Origin of the sequence: Leucobacter sp. M11 (assembly GCF_035726885.1) — a bacterium.
Taxonomy (GTDB): Bacteria; Actinomycetota; Actinomycetes; order Actinomycetales; family Microbacteriaceae; genus JAPFRB01.
The window spans coordinates 459,528-464,451 of sequence record NZ_JAPFRB010000004.1; the positions used below are offsets into that span (position 1 = coordinate 459,528).

4 protein-coding genes and 1 pseudogene are annotated in these 4,924 nt (G+C 70.2%); 2 read left to right on the top strand and 3 right to left on the bottom strand.

The window, feature by feature from the left end:
- Positions 1 to 271 precede the first annotated feature (271 nt).
- Complete coding sequence (locus OOT08_RS14300) at positions 272 to 988, top strand: DUF1361 domain-containing protein (protein WP_325093460.1); 717 nt, start codon at positions 272 to 274, stop codon at positions 986 to 988.
- A 37-nt stretch (positions 989 to 1,025) separates the two neighbouring features.
- Here the strand turns inward: OOT08_RS14300 and OOT08_RS14305 are convergent, their stop codons facing one another.
- Both OOT08_RS14305 and OOT08_RS14310 read right to left on the bottom strand, forming a co-directional pair.
- Positions 1,026 to 1,472 carry a DoxX family protein gene (locus tag OOT08_RS14305; protein ID WP_325093461.1) on the bottom strand — a complete coding sequence of 149 codons (447 nt, stop codon included), beginning with the start codon at positions 1,470 to 1,472 and terminating at the stop codon, positions 1,026 to 1,028.
- Positions 1,465 to 2,295, bottom strand: coding sequence for a DUF1295 domain-containing protein (locus OOT08_RS14310; protein WP_325093462.1), 831 nt, complete (start codon positions 2,293 to 2,295; stop codon positions 1,465 to 1,467). Before OOT08_RS14310 ends, OOT08_RS14305 begins: the two co-directional genes overlap by 8 nt.
- A gap of 79 nt (positions 2,296 to 2,374) precedes the next feature.
- Between OOT08_RS14310 and OOT08_RS14315 the strand changes: the two genes are divergently transcribed.
- Complete coding sequence (locus OOT08_RS14315) at positions 2,375 to 4,207, top strand: AMP-dependent synthetase/ligase (protein WP_325093463.1); 1,833 nt, start codon at positions 2,375 to 2,377, stop codon at positions 4,205 to 4,207.
- 43 nt (positions 4,208 to 4,250) lie between these two features.
- Here OOT08_RS14315 and OOT08_RS14320 read toward each other — a convergent pair.
- Positions 4,251 to 4,924: pseudogene (locus tag OOT08_RS14320) on the bottom strand (hypothetical protein); the annotation flags it as partial.

Sequence of the window (4,924 nt, forward strand, 5' to 3'; positions counted from 1 at the left end):
TCGACCTTGTCGCCAACCTTGTCGGCGATCTCCTCGGCCTTGCGCTTTGCGTCGTCGATGATACCCATGATCTGACTCCTCACTGCAATTGGTGTGTGCCCCTACGTTACGCCCCCGCTCGCCCCGAGTTCAAGGGCATTCGCCGATGCCCAGGAAGCTCGGATTTCTTGGACACCCGTTGTTCAGAGAGGTCTGGGATCCTTGCCCGCCCGGGGGCGCTCCCGGGCGGGGCTGGGCGGGTGCTGGCGACGCAGCCTGGCATACTGGCCACATGATTGGGAGTTTGTTGCTGGGGGCTACCCTCCTGAATGTCTATGCGGTCGCGCTGATCCTGGCCCGCGGCTGGGCCTTCGGCACGCGGATCTATCGCCCGATGCTCTGGAACGTGTGGCTGTCGGTGGCCCCGATCCTCGTTATGGGCGCGGGCGTGATTGTCTCCGGCATCCTCCTGCTCGTCAGCCCCTGGTTGGGCATCGCGAGCACCTTCGTCTTCGGCATCGTCTGGTTGCTCTTGCTGCCCAACGCGAGCTACCTGATCACCGAGCTCAACTTCTCGCACCGGGGCGAGGACGACCCGGTGCCGCTCTGGTACGACATCATCCTCGTGATCAGCCTGGCGATGTCCGGGGTCTGCAACACCGTGCTCAACGTGTTCCTGGCGCACCTGATGTACGCGACCACCCGCTACGAGGACAGCGCCCAGGCCATGCTGCGGCCGGACGCCCTGTGGTTCGTCGCGTTCCTGCTGCTCCTGCTCGGCTTCGGCATGTACCTCGGGCGCTACCTGCGGTTGAACAGCTGGGATATCCGCAGCCCGAAGCGGCTCTTCACCAAGGTCTGGGGGCACTTCCGGGAGGGCAAAAACCTCCGCGCGGGGCTCGGCTTCACCGTGACCTACGCGCTGTTTCTCGGCATCATGTACCTCATGATCGGGGGCACCGCGGTGCTCGGGCTATCCCTCATCGAGCAGGCCCGCGGGCTCGGCTGAGCCTCGTCCTCCGGGCGCAGGCAGACACCGTCCCGGGTCAGCGTCGCCGAAGCGCGCGCCGGGCCTGGCCGAGCGCCCCGCAGCTCCAGAGCGCCCAGAGGACGAGCACGGGCTGGAACAGCAGCCGGATCCCGCGGGCCGCGTCGCTGCTCAGCCCGAAGGCGTCCGTGCGCGTGAGGAATTGGGACACGTTCCCCGGAAACACCGCGACAAAGAACGCCGCCACGACCCAGCCGACGGGCACCCGGAGCCGGCCGAGCACGAGTAGCGCCCCGCCGAGGCTGATCTCCACGACGCCGGAGGCGAGCACCACGAAATCCTTGTCCGCGGGCACCCAGTCGGGCACCTGCGCCTGAAAGTCTCGCCGGGCGAACGTCAGGTGCGCGATCCCGGCGAACAGCAGAAACGCGCCGAGGAGGATCCGGGCGGCGTGCTGCGCCGCGGCGGCGCGCGGCGGCGCGTCGCTCCCGCCGAGCCTAGCCACGCCGGTCACCCCCGGCGGGGGAGGCGCCCCGCTGGGGCGGCAGCGGGAAGAAACCACTCGTGCGCGCCATGTACTCACGGTAGCCGGGGCGCTCCAGCATCCGCGACTCCGTGAGCGGCTTCCCCGTGCGCGCGGCGAGCGCCCAGGTCATCAGCAGCGGCGAGAGGATCGTCAGCACCCCGGGCCAGGAGTCCGCGGCCACCAGGAAGATGCCCCACCAGACCGCGGCATCGCCGAAATAGTTCGGGTGCCGGGTGAGCCGCCACACCCCGGTGTCGAGCACGGTGCCGCGCCGGGCGGGGTCGCGCTTGAACGCGGCCAACTGCCAGTCGCCCACGACCTCGAAGAACATGCCGACCAGCCACACCATCAGGCCGAGCCACGCGAGCCAGCCGAGCGGCCCCGTCGCGTACATGCCCACCTGGATCGTGAGCGAAACGAGGAGCATCACGATGCCCTGCGGCAGATAGACCTTCCGGATCGCGTAGGCGTTCCGGTTCCCGGGGGCGGAGCCCAGGATCTTCACGTAGCGGGGATCCTCGTGCCCGTCGCGCATCCGCCAGGCCAGGAAGCCGCCCAGGCGGATGCCCCAGGCCGCGACGATGGCCAGGAGGAGCAGGCGGCGGCCCGGGTCGCCGTGCCCGGCTGAGGCGAAGAACGTGATGGCGGCCACGGTCACGAAGCCGAGGCCCCAGGCGGCGTCGATGACCTGGTGGCGCTGCTGAAGACAGCCGATGGTAAAGACGATGAGCAGGAGCGCGAGGATGCCGAGGGCGGACCATCCGACGCCGCCGAGAAACGCGGAGAGGGGAAAATCGGGCATATGCGGCCTCCTGTGGGTCGAGTGTGGCACAATCAGGTCAACACTAGCTCGCCTAGCTAGATAAAGGAAAGGGCTCACCGTGACCGCACCCCACCCCGAGGCGCACACCCCGCCCCGCATCGAGCCGGACCCCGACACGAACCTCACGGACCTCCTCGAACACCGCGCCGCCCACGCCCCCGACGCGCCCATGTTCTCCCGACGCATCGACGGCACCTGGACCCCCGTCAGCGCCGCCGCCTTCACCCGACAGGTTCGCGCGCTCGCCGCCCGACTCCTCGACGACGGAGTCGCGGCGGGGGAGCGGATCGCGATCCTCTCCGGCACCCGGTACGAATGGGCCCTCGTCGAATTCGCGGTGGCCTACGCCGGCGCCGTCCTCGTCCCCGTCTACGACACCTCTGCGCCCGAACAGATCGCCCGCATCCTCGCCGACTCCCGAGCGAGCCGACTGTTCACCGAGACCGATGAACACCGCCGCCGCGCAACCCGCGCCGGGCAGCTCCTCGCCGCAGAGGGCCTGCCCGCCCCCAGCCACCACCGCCTCGACACTCTCGACCCCGGGGCCCTCGAACAGGCCGAGACCGCCCCCGCGCTCGCCGCCGAGGTCGAGCGCCGACGCACCGCGGCAACGCTCGACTCCCTCGCCACGATCGTCTACTCCTCGGGCACCACCGGCGACGTGAAGGGCGCCCGCATCAGTCACGGGAACTTCGTTCGACTAGTCAGCAACATCGCCGACAGCTACGGCGACGTGATCCGCGCGGACAGCCGCACCCTGCTCTTCCTCCCGCTCGCCCACGTCCTCGCCCGCGGCGTGCAACTCGTCGCGATCCACGCCGGGATGACCGTCGGCCACCTTGCCGACCCCGCCGAACTCCTCGGGGAACTCGTTCCCTTCCGCCCCACCTTTCTCGTCGTCGTGCCCCGGCTCCTCGAAAAAGTCGAGGCCGCCGTCGCCACCAAGGCGCAGGCCTCCGGCCTCGGCCGGCCCTTCGCCGCCGCGCGACGCACCGCCATCGAGGCGGCGGAATACCGCGCCACCCACCCGACGCTGCCGCTGCCCTTCGCGCTCCGGGCCAGGCACGCCCTCTTCGACCGGCTCTTCTACGCCCGGATTCGCGCCCTCTTCGGCGGCCGCCTCGAAACGCTGCTCAGCGGGGCCAGCGCCCTGCACCCCGACACCGCCCGCTTTTTCACCGGCGTCGGCCTCCCCGTCGTCGAGGGATACGGGCTCACCGAGACCACCGCCCCCGTGACCGGGAACCTTCCCGGCCAGGTGCGCTTCGGCACCGTCGGCCGGCCCGTGCCCGGCGCGAGCGTGCGTATCGCCTCCGACGGCGAGATCCTCGTCCGCGGCATCGGCGTCTTCGAACGCTACGAACGCGACGCGCTGAACGCCGACGCCTTCGTCGACGGCTACTTCCGCACCGGCGACCTCGGCAGCCTCGACCCCGACGGCTACCTCACCGTCACCGGGCGGGCCAAGGACCTGATCGTGACCTCCTACGGCAAAAACGTCGCCCCGGAGCCCCTCGAACAGGCCATCGCCCGGCACAGCCCCCTCGTCGCGCAAGCGGTCGTCGTCGGCGAATCCCGCCCCTACCTCGGCGCGCTCATCTCCCTGGACCCCCAGGCGCTCGCTGCCTGGGCGCGGGACGCCCGGGTGGAGCTCGCCGACCGGGACATCGCGGACGTGCCCGAGCTCTCCGCGGAGCTGCGCCGCACCCTCGACGCGGTGAACGGCAGCGTGTCCCGGCCGGAGCAGGTCAAGCGGTTCCGGATCATCCCGGAGGAGCTGAGTGAGGCCAGCGGCTACCTCACCCCGACGATGAAGCTCAAGCGCTCGCGCGTCGTGCGCGACTTCGCGGCGCAGATCACCCGGCTCTACGCGACGCCAGAGCCCGGCTGAGCCGCATCGCCGCCTCGGAACCCAGCCGGTCGCCGGGGAACGGTCACCGGGAACGGTCAGCGGGATCGAGGTTCACGATGTCTCCCGCGTTGAGCGGGACCTCCGCGTCCGCGGCCGCGAACTGCTCCATCGTGGTGCTCGGCTCCAGGAAAGGAGGGTTGCGCGGGTTGAGGTACCAAAACTCTTCGAGGTCCAGGCCGAACCGATCGCGGATCGCGCCACGGCTGTCACCCCAGGCAACCGTGTAGGTTGCGAGCGTGCCGTCATCCCGCTCCGATACCTCGCCCGTCGCGCCCGTGCGAACGCCGCCATCTCGCGGGGCGAGCCCCGCAAAGGGATTCGGCATCGTCCAGCTCAGCTGCGCAATCGCGATCACCGGGTAGGTGCACCCCAGCACCAGCTCCTCCCCGGGGCGCGTCCCCGTGAGGAGCACCTCGCGGTACGCGCTCGGGTCCACGTGCGAGATGTGCCCGCCGCTCCCGGCGGTCATGGGCAGGTTCCCTCCGTCAAACGCCCAGAAGCCCTCCCAGCACGTCACCTCGTCGTAGGGGACGTCAACGAGCGCCCACGCCAGGGTTGGATACTCGGGAGAAGAGACCTCATCGATCTGGAGCACGAACGTGGAGTCCTCCGCCGCCACGATCGACAGCTCGCCCGTCACCCGGCCGTTCACCGCCTCGTTGTGCGGCCGGATCGTGCCGGTTGCGACGACGGTCC

Coding starts and splice junctions, on each gene's coding strand:
- OOT08_RS14300 (WP_325093460.1), top strand. CDS start 272: ATGATTGGGAGTTTGTTGCTGGGGGCTACCCTCCTGAATGTCTATGCG.
- OOT08_RS14310 (WP_325093462.1), bottom strand. CDS start 2,295: ATGCCCGATTTTCCCCTCTCCGCGTTTCTCGGCGGCGTCGGATGGTCC.